The following is a 15,577-nucleotide window of genomic DNA, read 5'->3' on the forward strand; positions in this document are numbered from 1 at the left end:
GATGAAAACTATACTGATATAGTATAATCAGAATTGTGAATTTGAATGTTGATGTTATACTTATCAAAATAATTACTAAATTAATAAGTTTATCGACTGGAAGCTTAAGAAATGGGATTTATATAAAGTTAAGGGATTATATACATTATTAAATCAACCATATAATGAATAAATTTATAGTGTTAATGAAATAGATAATCTAGTTACGCTAGAGTTAAAATGAAAGAATAGTGAAAATTATCATTATAGGGATGTAACATTTCTTTTTGGGAAAACTAATTAAAACGTAAGAGGAGTTATTAGGTAAAGTAAAAACAGAAAAGAGTAGAAGAGTAAGTAGAGGTGTTACATGAATAAGATTTATAAGATTGTATGGAGTCGTACTAAACATTGCTACATAGTAGCATCTGAATTTGCTAAGGGGCACACGAAGAGTAGTGTGAACAAAAACAAAAATATTGTTAAACTTGGTGTAAGTTTAGCTCTTATGGCTGTGTTAGGGAGTGTAGGAACGGAGCACCCTGTGCAGGCGGCAACGCAACATGGTCCAAATGCAGAGGCTAAAGGCACGCAAGCAGTGGCTTTAGGTGATAGTGCGAAGGCAACGGCGAATCAAGCCATTGCTATTGGTGGATCTGATGCAACTTTGAATAATAACTTCACTCGTGCCGCTGGTAATCAAAGTATTGCCATAGGCGGTAATGTACGTGTAGGTGGTTATGGTACTATCGGTATTGGTGGCGATGATTTAGATACCTTTGCGGGTGCCACGGATTATAATCAATTCGGCTATAATAATTGGGTAGCAGGCAAAGGAAACTATACAAATTATAATACTAATCCTACTTATGGTAATGGAGATGGTGCTGTTTTTGTAGGGGTACGTTCCATTGGATCTGGCCATGGTGCGGTAGCTTTAGGGGCATTAAGTCAAGCTTCTGAAAATGTAGCAACGGCACTCGGCATGGGAGCCACAGCAGATAAAGTGGGCTCTGTTGCTTTAGGGACGGCGTCTCATACAACGAAAGATGCGGTGCAAGTAAGTAATGTGGCAATTAAAGGGACTACCTATAGTTTTGCGGGCTCCATTACATCTAAACCAGGAGCCGTTGTATCTGTAGGGAATAATACAGTACAACGGCAGATTATTAATGTGGCACCTGGTGCAGTATCGGCGACAAGTACAGATGCCATTAATGGATCTCAGTTGTATGCAGTAGCTAATAATATCACTAAAACGAATGTGGCTGTAGGTAGCAATAATTTAACTCTTGGTGTTAATGACACAACGAATACTAATGGTACTATTGCGTATACAGTGGATTTGTCACAAACGGCAAAGACGGCTATTGCTGATGTGCCAACAATTAAAACTAATTTAGCGAGTACTGCCGCAGTAGCCAATCAAGCAAAAACTGATGTAGCAACAGCTCAGCGCACGGCTAATACGGCAGTCACAAATGCCAGTACTGCACAGACTACCGCTAATGCAGCCAGTACGGCAGCGGCTAATGTAAAGATTACAGCTGAGGCTGCAAGTACCGCGGCGGCAGGGGCAACAAGTAAAGCGGAGGCTGCTTCAACAGTCGCGGCCACAGCAAGCAACACAGCTACACAAGCTAAGACAACGGCTGATACAGCGGTTACCAATGCTAATGCAGCTAAGAAGGATGCGAGCGATGCAAAACAAGCCGCTAATACAGCTAACACTAATGCAAATACTGCGTTGCAAACAGCTAACACAGCTAATACAAATGCAAATACGGAATTAACAAAAGCAAATACAGCCGTTCAAACAATCAATGTTGGTACTTCTGCTAATTCCGGTACGGTAGCATTGAATAATACTAATAGTCGATTAAATCTTGTAGGTGTAGGCAGTGTAACTACTGCTGTATCGGGAACGAATGCAATTAATATTGGCTTAACCTCCTCCGCTGAGAGCGCTATTAAAGCAGTGCCAAGTATTAGTACAGCGGTGACCCGCATTGACAGTACAGTAGGCAGTTTATCCACTACAGTGGGTACTGTATCATCTGCTGTATCAGGGCTTAATACAACGATGAATAATATTAGTACGGCTGTAAGTAATGCGGCAGGGGCTGTACAGGAATTCACTATTGGAGCTAATAAAGATGGCAAAACAGGTGGATTTAAATTAAATAAAACGAATTCTCGTGCTGATTTTGTTGGCGCCAATGATAATAAAGATATTGTTACGAGTATTGCTGGAAATCAGGTAGTATTTGATTTATCGAGTACAGCTAAAACAGCATTGAGTTCTGTGGCTAGTATAAGTACTGCCGCAAGCACTGCTTTAAGCACAGCTAATTCTACAGGCACTGCATTAACTGCTAATAATACAAAGGCGCAAGAGGCATTAGATGCGGCCAAGGCAGCAAAGTCTACGGCAGAAAAGGCAAATAGTACGGCTAGCGATGCAAAATCTGTAGCAGATAAAGCCAATAGTACAGCGGTACAGGCTAATAGTACAGCGGGTGAAGCAAAAACTACAGCAGAACGAGCTAATAATGTAGCGACACAGGCAAATAGTACGGCTAGTGATGCAAAAACTGTAGCAGATAAAGCGAATAGCACTGCCACAGCGGCTAATAGCATAGCAAATACGGCTAAGAATACAGCTGATGCAGCTAGTACAGCAGCAAGCACGGCGCAAGGAGCAGCAGATAAAGCTCAAGGTACTGCCGATGCAGCTAAGAAGGTAGCCAATACGGCCGTTCAAACAATTACTGTTGGCACTGATACTAATCATAAGGCAAGTGGTGTTGCGCTAACAAAGGATAATAATCGTTTAGATATTGTAGGACTAAAGAGCGTGTCTACAGCTGTATCTGGCAACTCTATTACTGTAGGTTTAATAGAGGCTGCTGAAAGCAGTATTGCAGCAGTGCCTGGTATTCAGACGTCTGTAACTGACTTAACTTCTAAAGTAGGTGGTTTAACTTCTACCGTTACAACAATCCAAACTGATTTAGGGACAGTTCAGCAAGACTTGGGTACAGTGAAAAATGAATGGAATACAGTAAAAAATAGTGCTACTAATTCCATTCAATCTTTACAAATTGGTGCGGGCGCTAATTCTACACCAATTACTTTAGATAAAAATAATACTAAAGTTGATATTGTGGGCGCTGATAATAATGCTCGTATTATGACTACTGTAGATGCAACAAACAAGGCTATTACTGTTGACTTATCTGATTCCTTCAAAAAACAGATTAATAATTTAGAAAATACAGCTAATGGATCTTCTGTTACGTATGTAACGAAGGATGGTGATAAAGTTGTTAAAATTGGCGATACCTTCTATCCAGAAGGAACGACACTAGATAAAGATGGCAATCCAGTAGATGAAACTGGCAAACCTGCCACTAAGCAAGATGTAAAACCTGAAGATATTAAAGTGACTGTAGGTGATGATACAACCCGTCAAATTGGCAATGTAGCTAGTGGTATTGATGGCACAGCAGGGAATGGTAAACCTGGTGCCGATGGTGCTACACCAGCTATTAGTGCAGCGGAAGCTAAGACTGTAGTAGGCGGTGCTAATGGTAAGGATGGTTTATTAGGCAAAAATGGCACAGATTTAAACAATGTAGCTACGATTAAAGATCTTCAAGCAGTAGCACAAGCTGGCTTAGACTTCGCTGGCGATAGTGGTGAAGATGTGCATCGTGCGTTGAGCAATAAATTAACTCTTCAAGGTGGCGTAGCAAATAATGCTACCCTAACGGATGGTAATATTGGTGTGATTACCAACGATACTAAAGATGGCTTGTTAATCAAATTAAATAAAGATATTAAATTGGGGGATGCCGGTAGTGTAACAGCAGGGGGGACGACAATTGATAAGGATGGCGTCGCAACTAATAAAGTAACCGCTGGTAATACATCACTTGATACGAATGGCATAAGTACGGCGAAAGTAACGGCAGGCAATACGACTATTGATACAAGTGGAGTAAGTGCTGCTAAAGTAACAACAGGCAGTACAACAGTTGATACAAATGGGATTTCTACAGCACAAGTAACAATTACTGACGGAGCTGTTTTATCGGCTACTGGTATGGATATGAAAGGTGATGCTATTACTGGTTTAAAAGCCGGTGAAAATGATACTGACGCAGTTAATTATTCACAGTTAAAATCGTTAGAAAATAAAGTAAGCAATATGGGCACTAATTCCCCGTCTAAGTTAGTGGATAATGCAGGTAATGAAGTTGTTAAAATTGGCGACCAATACTATCCAACTGGCACAGAACTTAAAGATGGCAAAACTGTTGACAAAGAGGGCAATGAAGTACAGCCAATTGATACTACAAAAACTCCAATTTCTGCAGCAACGAATACACCAAATAGTGGCTTAGGCCTCCAAGTGGGTGATGAGGCGAAAGCCATTACTAATGATGGTGAAAATGGTGCAAATGCATTAGTTGGTGGCAAAGCTGGTGAAGATGGTAGTAAAACTGGCGGTCTTTTGCAAGCAGCTGGTAATGAACTTGGTAAATTAGCTACCATTGGTGATTTACAAGCTGTAGCACAGGCTGGGTTAAACTTTGTTGGAGATACTGAAAATGTAACTGTACATCGTCCACTTAGCGATACCTTGGCTATTAAAGGTGGTATTTCTGACCTAGATAAGTTAACTGACAATAATATCGGTGTAGTAGCTAGTGAAACAGAGGGGTTAACAGTAAAACTGGCTAAGCAGATTGACCTTGGCTCCGAGGGTAGCTTGAACCTTGGTGAAGCAGTAAGCTTAACTCCTAATACAGGACTTACTATTAAAAAAGATGGTAATACAGCAGTATATGGTCCAGAAGGAACAAACTTAACTGACAAAGCAGGCAACACAACTGTAACCAGCGCAGCAGGCTCTACACTAACAGATGTTACAGGCAATAAAACTGTAACCAATGCTGCCGGATCTACATTAACGGACAAAGATGACAATTCCAATATTATCAATGCTAAAGGTGTTACTGTAAGCGACAAAGTTGGCAATTCTAATAGTACTACGGCGACGAAGTCTGAAATCAAAGATCAGAATGGCAATACGAATACGTCTACAGCTACAGAAAATAAATTAGATGACGGCAAAGGTAATACAAATACATCCACTGCCACTGAAATTAAATTAGTTGGTGAAAATGGTAAAACGAATACGTCTACCGCTGATGGTGTGACTGTTGAAAAAACAGTTGATGGCAAAACGATTAGCAATTCCTTGACCGCTGACGCACTTACGGCTAAAGGGGCTGATGGAAAAGAGGCAACTGTAACATCTAAGGGCTTGACGTCTAAAGATGGCGATAAAGAGTCTAGTGTAAATGCTGGTGGCTTAACTACGAATGGTTCTGTTGTAGCTACTGATGCAGCTGGTAACCAAACGACAGTTAATGGCAATGGTATTACTATTGATCCTAAAGAAGAAGGGAAAGGCAATGTATCCTTAACTAAAGATGGTCTTGATAATGGTGGCAACCGTCTTCAAAATGTTGGTGCTGCCGAAAAATCCGGTGATGCAGTTAACTTTAATCAATTTAAAGAATTAGAGAGAAAGTTTAGTGCTGCTGGAGGCATGGAAACTGTTGATAAGGATGGCGATAAAGTCATAACTATTGATGACAAAGTGTACAAGGTTGATGACAAAGGAAATCCAATTGCAGCAGATGGCACAAGGTTAACAGAAGTGGATGGCAAATATTATAATCCGTCTGATGTGACTGATGGTAAAGTGAATGAAGGAGCTAAGCCAGCAGATAGCACAGCTCAGGGCAATACATCTTTATCTTCTAATGCAGGTGAAAGTGGCTTAGGTCTTGCTACAGCGCCGAGGTCAGCAGATGGGGTTGATAGAAGTCCAGCGATTTCTAGTGAAACTGCTAAACAGGCTATTGGTGGAAATAATGGACAAGGTGGTTTATTAGGTAGCACAGGTAGAGAGCTTAATAAATTATCGACTCTACAAGATTTGCAAGCTATTGCCGTATCTGGTCTTGATTTTGGTGGAGATACAGGCGCTGATGTGCATCGTCCATTAAGTACTAAACTTACTATTAAAGGTGGTATTTCTGATACTGATAATGTAACAGATAAGAATATTGGTGTAGTGGCTGATGGTTCTAATAGCTTGGAAATTAAATTAGCCAAGAATATCGATCTTACTGCTGATGGCAGTTTAAAACTTGGTGATACAGTTACGCTTGATGGCAAGGATGGCTTGACTATTAAAGGCGATGATGGCAATAGTGCAAATTATGGTGGCAATGGGTTAACTCTTACTGATACGAATGGTAATAGCAATACGTTGACACCAAAAGACAGTACAATAGCCGATAATAAAGGAAATACGAATACTTCAAGTGCTACTCATAATACGATTTCAGATGGTAATGGTAATAGTATATCGAACAGTGCAGAGGGCACTACTGTTAAGGATAATAAAGGTAATGAAACCAATGTTAGAGCTGATGGTGTAGTGACTAAGGATGGGAATGGAAGTAGTGCATCTGTGAATCCTAGTGGAGTATTTGTTGTAGATAAAGAGGGGAATACTACCTCTGTGAACTCTGACGGAGTATTGGCTGTAGATGAAGATGGCAACACTACCTCTGTGAACCCTGAAGGGGTATCCTCTGTAGATAAAGAGGGTAATACGGCGTCTATGAATCCAGATGGCGTAGCTATTACAGATAAAGACGGCAATAAAACTACCGTTGACGCTAATGGTATTAGCCTGCAAGATAAAGAGGGCAATATTTACGTAACGATTGATAAAAATGGTTTAGGTGGTAAAGATGGGGCACCAATCGATTTTAAAGATGGTATTAATATACCAGGTGCGCTTACAGTTACACCGGAGACTAAAGACGCCAATGGTAATACTATTGCGCCAGTTATTGATGCTAAGGGAAATCGCATTCAAAATGTAGGCAATGGGATTTTACCAACTGATGCGGCTAATATTGGTCAGTTAGAACAAGTTCGTAGTGATGCTAAAAATCACAGTAATAATGTGGGCTCCATGACAGCTGCTTTAGCAGCACTCAATCCACTTCCTTATATGGGCGGTGAGAAAGGTCAGATTATGGCTGGTGTAGGTGTTTATGAAAATAAACAAGCCGTAGCATTAGGATATGCGTACACGCCGAATAATGATCAGCAATATACTTTAGGTGTATCCTATGGTGAAGGAGGTAAAACAATGGCCAATATGGGGGCGACCTTCCGTATTGGTGCTGGCGATTTTTCTGTAAACCAAGGAAAATCTACACAGGTTAAAGAATTACAACAAACTGTTTCTGACTTACAATCACGGAATGCTCAATTGACAAATGATGTAGAAGAACTTAAACAGCTTGTACAGGAAATGCGTCAATCTATGAATGGTACAAAATAATTAGCTTACTATATGTTGTTTTTAAATAAATGGCATGAAATAAGTCGTGGTAAATTCTTGTAATGAATGGTGCGAAGTGAAACTAAGTAGAAAATTTTAAACCTCTAAAAGCAGTCTCTAGTATAACAATTTTGTTATACTATGAGGCTGCTTTTGGTATTATACGGATACATGCCCCCTTGTTATACTAAGGATATGTCTAATTAGGAGGTAATATTATGAACATAATCGTCATATGTTTATTAAGCTTCATGGCTGCTATTGGGCCATTGAGCAGTGATATTTATATACCGGGACTCCCTGAAATTGCAGCGGATTTAAATACGTCGGCATCAGGTGTGCAGTTAAGTTTGACAGCTTGCTTTTTAGGCCTTGCCTTAGGGCAGATTATCATGGGGCCCTGGAGTGATGAAATAGGTAGACGCAAGCCGGCGATAATAGCTTTTGCTGGTTTTGGTATAGCTTCTTTTCTCTGTGCGACAGCTACTTCGTTAGTCATGTTTTTGGCTTGGCGCTTTATACAGGGGGTTGTCGGGGCTGGTTGTATTGTACTTGCTAGAGCGATTGTTTGTGATCAATATAGAGGTAATGAACTAACTCGTTTTATTGCGTTGCTTGTATTAGTATCATCCATTGTGCCGATTGCGGGGCCAGTAGTAGGCGGTTTGATTTTACATGCTTTTAATTGGGAGAGCATTTTTTTGTTACTAGGAATCTTAGGTGTAGTGGGGGCTCTGTGGGTATTAGTAACATTGCCTGAAACATTGGCCTTAGAGGATCGTGTGACTGGGGGGCTAAAAGCGTCGCTAGAAGGGATGCGAGCTTTGTGGAATATACACGAGTATCGAGGCTATTTGCTAGTGCAAGGCTTTGCGTCCATGGGATTGTTTGCTTATATTAGTAGCTCGCCTTTCATCATGGAAGAAATTTATACTTTAACCCCTACGGAGTTTAGTATCTTCTTTGGCATATGCTCGGGGTGTTTAGCTATATCTTCGCAAATTTTTGGACGTCTTTGTAAATCTGTGGGCGAAGAAACGGTACTTTGGTATGGGAATATAGGTGGCCTTGTAGTAGGCTTATTAATCGTCGTAGTGGAGATGGTACGACCTGCTTCCCCAGGGGTGATTATGTTGCTGTTGATGCTTTTAGTCGCCACTTGCGGTATTACTTTGCCAATTAGCTTTTCCGGTGGGGTCAATTCACAAAAGGGGCTTTCAGGAAGCGCGTCAGGCTTGCTTGGGGTTATATCATTTTTAGCAGGGGCGCTGGCCGCTCCTTTAGTGGGTCTAGGTGGAAGTCAAACGATGTGGCCCTTAGCTATTATAATTGTGTTAGAACATGTGGGTTCACTTGTGAGTATGCACTACTATATAAAAGCATAGGGGCATGGTGATTATAGTGTAAAGTAAGAAAGCTAAATCTAATGTGTATATAAAAGCGCGGGTCTTTTGAGCCGTGCTTTTTTGATGACATTAAGCGTCTAGTATGCTATGATAAAGTTATATTATTGTGCAACATATGCTGTTGTTTTAGCATGTGTTTTATGTGTTTTAACATACAGTATCTAATCATTGTATTTGAGCTATTAGATACTTGTTGAGAAGTATGGGAGATTATAAAGAATGAGTGCAGGACCAATGACAGTTTCATATAATTGCCGTGAGCAACTTTGCATCGATACAGCACCAGGACCTGGTGCCATAGTTATCTTTGGCGCTTCTGGTGATTTGACTAAGCGTAAATTATTACCTGCTATTTTTGCATTGTATAAACGCAATTTATTACCAGCGCAATTTGCCGTTATTGGCGTAGCCCGGACGGCTATGTCTAATGAAGAATTTCAAGCAGAAGTGCGTGAGTCTTTAAAAGGAGAAGGCACCTTAGATGATTCATTTATAGAGCGTTTTTCCTATGTATCTGGGCAATACACGGAGTCTGATACATTTGCAAGACTCGATGAAGAATTAGAACGCGTAACAGGTGCGCATAAGACAGAGCATAATGCCTTGTTTTATTTAGCTATGCCACCAGCTCTTTTTGAACCCATCGTAAAAGGATTACATGACGAAGGCTTACTAGACGAAACAGATGGGTGGAAACGGGTTATTATTGAGAAACCATTTGGCCATGATTTAGAAAGTGCCGTGGCTCTTGACCATGCATTAAAACAATATATTCAAGAGTCTCAGACCTATCGTATTGACCATTATCTAGGTAAAGAAACCGTACAAAATATCTTAATGCTTCGTTTTGCTAATGCGATTTTCGAACCTTTATGGAATCACACATACATTGAAAAAGTAGAAATCACGGTAGCGGAAGAGTTGGGTGTAGAAAAGCGAGCTGGTTATTATGACAAGGCCGGTGCGCTTCGCGATATGTTCCAAAATCATATGGTTCAAATGCTATCTTTGATTGCTATGGAACCACCAGCCGTATTTGAAGCTGATGCGTATCGTGATGAAATTGCAAAATTAATTTCCTCAATCCGTCCGTTAGATGGCCAAGATTTAGGTCATATGGCTGTACGGGGACAATACGTGGAATCTGTTGACCCAGAGAATCCAGTTGTAGGGTATCGAAAAGAAGAGGGCGTAGCACCTCGGTCTCAAACAGAAACCTATGTGGCATTAAAATTGTTTATTGATAATTGGCGTTGGCGTGGCGTACCATTCTATATGCGTACGGGTAAGCGCTTACCTAAGAAATCGAGTGAAATTGCGATTACGTTTAAACCAATTCCACATTCCATATTTAAGCCAATTCGTCCGAAGGACTTTAATCAAAATGTATTGTTGCTACGCATGCAGCCTCATGAAGGGATGGGCCTTTCCATTGAAGTGAAGTCTCCAGGTTCAAAACTTTGCGTTAATACATTGGAAATGGATTTCTCCTACAGTGACTTCATGCAAGGTGTAGATATTCCGGATGCATATGAACGTTTGATTTTAGATGCCCTATTAGGGGATCAAACCTTGTTCGTACGTAATGATACAGTAGAAGCGTCTTGGAAGCTTTTCATGCCTTTATTAAATGCGTGGGAAGCTAATCTTGATAATGTACCACTTTGTTTCTATCCAGCCTTTAGTGAAGGTCCTAAGGAAGCAAATGAGATTTTAGAAGGAGGCACTTTGGCATGGCGCAAGATTTAATTCATGTATTTGACACACCAAAGCAGGTGGCCGAAGAAGTAGCCAAAGCATTTATTGCATTTACTGATGATTGTATTAAAACAACTGGGTCCTGTGTAGTGGCTATTTCTGGTGGCACGACTCCGAATACCTTGTTTGAACTTCTTAATACTGACGAATATCGCACACAGCTAGATTGGGAAAATATCTTTTTCCTTTGGGTAGATGAGCGTTTTGTACCGCATACTGATCCAGATAATAATTTTGGTCGAGCTAAGGAACGACTTTTTGGCAATATTGGTTCAAGTTGTCATTTTTACCCAGTGCCAACTAATGACGGTACAGTGGAAGAAGCTGCTGATGCGTATGAAAAAGAAGTGGATATGGTGCTTCGTGCTTGTGAAAAAGACACCCTTGATTTAGTTTTATTGGGCCTAGGTGATGATGGCCATACAGCGTCTTTGTTTTCAAAATCTCAAGCCCTTCATGTAGATGACCGCAAGATTGCGCCTGTAACAGATGGCAAGGTTTGGAAGCGCGTGACCATGACATTCCCATTTTTAGCTTCAGCCAAAAAAGTATGGTTTACTGTAGTGGGGGACTCTAAGGCTAGTGCATTATCTCGCGTGCTTCGGCAACGTCTTGATTATGCTGATGAATCTTGGCAGGAACGAATTGGTCATGTATTGCCTGGCGCGGTGTTATCTCAAGAGGAAGTAGAGTGGTTTGTTGATACAGCAGCGAAAAAAGGGTAAGTATAAAAGCAAAATTATACATCCCTTTGTTAAAGGGGATATAGGTTTGGCCTGCTGTATATATACCCCTTCGCTAATGTGCACATACCCCCTTTGATAAAATAATATATTTGAATTGAGAATTCGCTATTATGATTCTATAGCCATAGTGCTTCCATTCGTGGTACACTGTAAGAGTAACAGATGATGGTTGTAGTTATTTAGTAGCTGAACGAGGTGAAGCATATGTTTAATTTCGGCACGCAGGAATTAATTTTAGTGTTAATCATAGCACTAGTTGTATTTGGCCCAGGAAAGCTACCAGAAGTAGGTAAAGCCATCGGCAAGGGCATCAATGAATTTAAAGATGCAGTAAGTTCTGATAAAAAGAAATCTGATGCAAAAGTATCTGATGTTGCCAAGACGGAAACCATTGATGTGGAAGCGGGCGAAGTAAACGAGAAAAAGCATAAAGAGGTTGAATAATCAATTGCTTATAAGGAGGCCCCCACAGTACTTTGTGAGGGGCCTTTGGAGCTATTTTTGAGGAGGTTATTATATGTGTAAAGATTGTGGTTGCGGCAGTACAGGCCATGCACATCAACAAGTGTTTAATGTACCAGGTATGATGTGCAGTAATTGTGAAAATACAGTAAAAACAGCCGTGCTTGGATTGCCCGGTGTTATGTCTGCTGATGTAGATTTAAAGACTAAAGATGTAACGATTTCTTATGACGCTAGTAAAGTAACCGCTGAAGCGATTACAGCGGCTATTGATGCAACTGGTTTTGATGTTGCTTCTGTATCTGACGCTGCTCATACTCATGGTGGTTTCGTAGGTACGTTGAAACGTCTATTTAAATAAAATGAACTAAGCCCGTTGCGTTGCAGCGGGCTTTATTTATAAGGGGGCACAGATGATTAAGCAATTTAATGATAAAGAATACACCTGGGAGGGTGTAGATACTTTGGTATATAAACAAGATGGAAGTCCATTTAAGGATGTGACACGGCAGGTTCTATTCAATGGTTCCTTTGATATTCCTTGCCAATTTCGCTATTTTGAGGTGAAACCAGGCGGGTACTCTACGCTAGAGCATCATGAACACACTCATATGGTCATGATTTTTAGAGGACAGGGTCAATGCTTGTTAGGTACTACAGTGACAGATGTAAAGGTAGGGGATTTCATAGAAATTCCAAGCCACACGATTCATCAGTTCCGCGCTAATAAAGGGGATTATCTAGGCTTTTTGTGCTTAGTTAATATTGATCGAGATGAGGTTAAAATTCCTGATGCGGCGCAGATTGAAGAATTGAAGACCAACCCTGTGGTTAAAGAGTTTTTAGAAAGCTGTTAAAGGAAGAGTTGGTAAGCTCTTACGTACAGTGTTTTTACGTATTAACTGAGGCGATGTGGCCCTAGAACAGAGACGCGAACTAAGGGGGCTAAGGCGAAGCTTGAGACGCAAATTCTGGGAAACGGTAAGGAGACAATTAGGGATAAAGTTAGGAAGAGCGTTAAGAAAGAAGTTAGGATGAGTGGCGAGATAAAATGAGGGCTTTCTATAGACGATATATAGTTTTTATGCTATAATTAACTATTGTCTTTGAGAATGAAGATAGTCCGTAAATCCTTTGATTTCGGGTATTCATAAAAATGTATAAATAGTAGCTATATGGGAGGCTTACATGATTCGCGAAAATATTCGTAATGTTGCAATTATTGCACACGTTGACCATGGTAAAACAACTTTGGTGGACGCACTATTAAAACAAAGCCATATTTTCAGAGCAAATGAAAAAGTGGCAGAACGCGTAATGGATTCCAATGACTTGGAACGTGAACGCGGGATTACTATTTTGTCTAAAAATACGGCTGTTATGCATAACGACGTAAAAATCAATATCGTTGACACTCCAGGCCATGCTGACTTTGGTGGCGAAGTAGAACGCGTACTTAACATGGTAGATGGTGTACTTCTTTTAGTTGATGCCTTTGAAGGCCCAATGCCTCAAACAAAATACGTACTTCGCAAAGCATTGGAACAGAAATTAAAACCAATCGTAGTTATCAACAAAATTGACCGTCCTGACCAACGTGTTCATGAAGTTGAAGATGAAGTATTGGAATTATTCATGGAACTTGAAGCTGATGATGATCAATTAGACTTCCCAGTAGTATATGCATCTGCTCGTGATGGCATTGCTAAAGCATCCATGGATGATGAAGGCAAAGATATGCAGCCTTTATTCGAAGTGCTTATTAAAGAAATTCCTGCTCCACAAGGTGATATTGATGGCCCATTACAGTTCATGGTAACTACTCTTGATTATGATGAATATGTAGGTAAAATTGCGGTAGGTCGCGTGGTTCGTGGCCGCTTAAAAACTGGTCAACAAGTAGCGATTATGAATGGAGAAAGCACTCGTAAAGCAAAAGTCGGCCGCGTATATACTTACAATGGTTTGAACCGTGTAGAAACTGATGAAGTGGCTATGGGGGATATCGCTGCGTTCGTAGGTATTGAAGATATCAATATTGGTGAAACTGTAGCTGACGTGGAAAATCCAGAAGCATTACCTTCTATTTCCATTGACGAACCTACATTGGCTATGATGTTCTCTGTTAACAATTCTCCATTTGCTGGTCGTGAAGGCGATTTTGTTACAAGCCGTCATTTGCGTGATCGCTTATTCAAAGAAGTGCAAACTAATGTGTCCATGAAGGTGGAAGAAACTGATTCTCCAGATGCCTTTAAAGTATCTGGCCGTGGTGAATTGCACTTAGCCGTTCTTATCGAAACTATGCGTCGTGAAGGGTATGAATTACAAGTAGGTAAACCTCGTGTAATTTACAAACGCATTAATGATCAATTGTGCGAACCATTAGAATACTTAACAATTGACGTACCTCAAGAATTCATGGGTACTGTTATGGAAAACCTTGGCGCTCGTAAAGCTGAACTTATCAACATGAATGAGTTAGCTGGTTACCTTCGTATGGAATTCATCATTCCAGCTCGTGGCTTAATCGGGTTCCGTGCACAGTTCTTAACTAGCACAAAAGGCAATGGTATTATGAACCATGTATTCCATGGGTATGCACCATTCAAAGGGGATATCCCAAGCCGTACACGCGGTGCACTTGTAGCCTTTGAAGATGGCGAAACAACACCATATGGCTTAAACTCTGTACAAGATCGCGGTACATTATTCATTGGACCAAATGAACCAGTTTACACAGGCCGTATCATTGGTGAAAATGCTCGCGAATCCGATATGGACGTTAACCCATGTAAGAAAAAACATGTTACTAACATGCGTTCCAGTTCCTCTGATGAAGCTGTTCGCTTAGTGCCACCTCGCATTTTCAGTTTGGAACAAGCACTTGAATGGATTAACGATGACGAACTTGTAGAAGTAACGCCTAAGAGCATTCGCATGCGTAAAGCGATTCTTGATCGTGCAGCTCGTGCTAAAGCAGCTAAAAATAGCAAATAAGTATGAGTGGGCTACGACAAGATTTACAAGCTCGTAGCAGTAAAAAAATAGAACATTACGAAGTCATTCTTGACGGTCGCCCCGTGCCCTATACGGTGACCTGGAAGTCCGTTAAAAATTTGAATCTTCGTGTTAACTCTGAAGGCACCGTTTCTGTATCGGTGCCTTTTAGAACATCTGTAAGTACTGTACGAGCATTTGTAGAAGGACATAAAGATTTTTTGCGTAAAGCAAAAGCACGAGTTAAACCAAAGGTACAGCGCACATTAGCTTATGTAAAAGGCGAGAAACTTCGCATTCTTGGCCATGTAGCCACTTTAGATGTGCGCTACTCGCCACCAGGCCGTAGGGCTTATGTTAGTTGGAGTGAGACGCGACCTCAAATTATTTATATGTTCATTAAGGATCATATGGGAACACCTGAAAAGGCGGCCTTAATGGCAGAATTTTTACAAGGCCTAATGCAAGATACTGTATTGCGGGTTGGTGCGAGTGTATATGATGCATTTATTGCTGCCGGCTATGATATAGTAAGGCCTACTTTTCGCGTGGCGAAAGCTAAAACACGGTGGGGGTCCTGTTCGCCAGCGTTAGGGCGCATTATGATTAATCAACAATTATTGAGTGGTCCTATTCGATTTTTACAGTATGTGATGATACATGAATTTGCCCATCTTATACATCCCAACCACTCTGCTGATTTTTGGGCTGTAGTGGGGCAATTTATGCCACAATGGAAAACTGTGCGCAAGGAGTTGAATACATATTTTAGAGGGAGGTAA

At 40.7% G+C, this 15,577-nt stretch carries 9 protein-coding genes; all 9 read left to right on the plus strand.

Going from position 1 to position 15,577, the window contains the following annotated elements:
• The first annotated feature begins 349 nt into the window (after window positions 1-349).
• The 9 genes from Q0376_RS03005 (at window position 350) to Q0376_RS03045 (ending at window position 15,577) form a co-directional block, all read left to right on the plus strand.
• Window positions 350-7,423 carry an ESPR-type extended signal peptide-containing protein gene (locus Q0376_RS03005; RefSeq protein ID WP_298703925.1) on the plus strand — a complete coding sequence of 2,358 codons (7,074 nt, stop codon included), beginning with the start codon at window positions 350-352 and terminating at the stop codon, window positions 7,421-7,423.
• A gap of 218 nt (window positions 7,424-7,641) precedes the next feature.
• Window positions 7,642-8,808, plus strand: a complete 1,167-nt coding sequence (locus Q0376_RS03010; RefSeq protein ID WP_298703927.1) for a multidrug effflux MFS transporter — start codon at window positions 7,642-7,644, stop codon at window positions 8,806-8,808.
• 240 nt (window positions 8,809-9,048) lie between these two features.
• Window positions 9,049-10,578, plus strand: a complete 1,530-nt coding sequence (gene zwf, locus Q0376_RS03015) for a glucose-6-phosphate dehydrogenase (RefSeq protein ID WP_298703930.1) — start codon at window positions 9,049-9,051, stop codon at window positions 10,576-10,578.
• Entirely contained in the window at window positions 10,563-11,312 is a 750-nt protein-coding gene (pgl, locus tag Q0376_RS03020) for a 6-phosphogluconolactonase (RefSeq protein WP_298703932.1), read from the plus strand. Before zwf ends, pgl begins: the two co-directional genes overlap by 16 nt.
• Before the next feature lie 225 nt (window positions 11,313-11,537).
• Entirely contained in the window at window positions 11,538-11,777 is a 240-nt protein-coding gene (gene tatA / locus Q0376_RS03025; protein WP_298703934.1) for a twin-arginine translocase TatA/TatE family subunit, read from the plus strand.
• 73 nt (window positions 11,778-11,850) lie between these two features.
• Complete coding sequence (locus tag Q0376_RS03030) at window positions 11,851-12,156, plus strand: heavy-metal-associated domain-containing protein (RefSeq protein WP_298703936.1); 306 nt, start codon at window positions 11,851-11,853, stop codon at window positions 12,154-12,156.
• Between the two features lie 52 nt (window positions 12,157-12,208).
• Entirely contained in the window at window positions 12,209-12,652 is a 444-nt protein-coding gene (locus tag Q0376_RS03035) for a cupin domain-containing protein (RefSeq protein ID WP_298703939.1), read from the plus strand.
• Window positions 12,653-12,983: 331 nt separating this feature from the next.
• Window positions 12,984-14,795, plus strand: coding sequence for a translational GTPase TypA (typA, locus tag Q0376_RS03040; RefSeq protein WP_298703941.1), 1,812 nt, complete (start codon window positions 12,984-12,986; stop codon window positions 14,793-14,795).
• Between the two features lie 2 nt (window positions 14,796-14,797).
• Complete coding sequence (locus Q0376_RS03045; RefSeq protein ID WP_298703943.1) at window positions 14,798-15,577, plus strand: M48 family metallopeptidase; 780 nt, start codon at window positions 14,798-14,800, stop codon at window positions 15,575-15,577.

Origin of the sequence: uncultured Veillonella sp. (genome assembly GCF_937981445.1) — a bacterium.
In the GTDB taxonomy this organism is placed as follows: Bacteria; Bacillota; Negativicutes; order Veillonellales; family Veillonellaceae; genus Veillonella_A.

Coding starts and splice junctions, on each gene's coding strand:
- Q0376_RS03005 (WP_298703925.1), top strand. CDS start 350: ATGAATAAGATTTATAAGATTGTATGGAGTCGTACTAAACATTGCTAC.
- Q0376_RS03035 (WP_298703939.1), top strand. CDS start 12,209: ATGATTAAGCAATTTAATGATAAAGAATACACCTGGGAGGGTGTAGAT.
- typA (WP_298703941.1), top strand. CDS start 12,984: ATGATTCGCGAAAATATTCGTAATGTTGCAATTATTGCACACGTTGAC.
- Q0376_RS03045 (WP_298703943.1), top strand. CDS start 14,798: ATGAGTGGGCTACGACAAGATTTACAAGCTCGTAGCAGTAAAAAAATA.
- Q0376_RS03010 (WP_298703927.1), top strand. CDS start 7,642: ATGAACATAATCGTCATATGTTTATTAAGCTTCATGGCTGCTATTGGG.
- zwf (WP_298703930.1), top strand. CDS start 9,049: ATGAGTGCAGGACCAATGACAGTTTCATATAATTGCCGTGAGCAACTT.
- Q0376_RS03030 (WP_298703936.1), top strand. CDS start 11,851: ATGTGTAAAGATTGTGGTTGCGGCAGTACAGGCCATGCACATCAACAA.
- tatA (WP_298703934.1), top strand. CDS start 11,538: ATGTTTAATTTCGGCACGCAGGAATTAATTTTAGTGTTAATCATAGCA.
- pgl (WP_298703932.1), top strand. CDS start 10,563: ATGGCGCAAGATTTAATTCATGTATTTGACACACCAAAGCAGGTGGCC.